Annotated in this window: 1 protein-coding gene; it reads right to left on the reverse strand. The window is 66.6% G+C overall.

Annotated elements, in window-relative coordinates; translation table 11 throughout:
* Window positions 1-676, reverse strand: a 676-nt coding sequence (locus tag E8E91_RS00040; protein ID WP_280374021.1) for an Ig-like domain-containing protein, incomplete at both ends; no start/stop codon positions are given.

The following is a 676-nucleotide window of genomic DNA, read 5'->3' on the forward strand; positions in this document are numbered from 1 at the left end:
ACCGTTGCCGCTGGCCGGGACGCTATCGCCGATGGCCAGCGCCACGCCGTTCAGCAGCAGGGTGCCGTTGGCGGGCAGCGACTTGATCACGAAGCTGGCGACGGTGCCGTCCGCATCGGAACCACTGAGCGCAACCGGGATACCGGCGGAATCTTCGTTACCGGAACCGCTGGCTGTGAGGGTGTCCGGCGCGTCGTTGACCGAGGTGACGGTGATGGTGCCAATGGCCGGAGTGGAGTCCTCCAGGCCTTGGTTATCCACTGCGGCATAGTCGAAGGTCGCGGTGCCATTCCAACCGGCATTCGGCACGAAGGTGACGCTGGCGCCATTGCCGCTGGCCGGCACGCTGTCGCCGATGGCCAGGGCGACACCGTTCAGCAGCAGGGTGCCGTTGGCCGGCAGCGACTTGATCACGAAGCTGGCGACGGTGCCGTCCGTATCGGAACCGCTGAGGCTGACCGGGATACCGGCGGAGTCTTCGTTGCCGGAACCGCTGGCCGCATGGGTCTCCGGTGCGTCGTTGACTGAGGTGACGGTGATGGTGCCGGTGGCCGGAGTGGCGTCCTCCAGGCCATCGTTGTCCACCGAGGCGTACTCGAAGGTGGTGGTGCCATTCCAGTTGGCGTTGGGCACGAAGGTGACACTGGCACCGTTGCCGCTGGCCGGGACGCTATCG

The sequence above is a fragment of the Pseudomonas sp. BN515 genome, assembly GCF_029873155.1.
Lineage (GTDB): Bacteria > Pseudomonadota > Gammaproteobacteria > Pseudomonadales > Pseudomonadaceae > Metapseudomonas.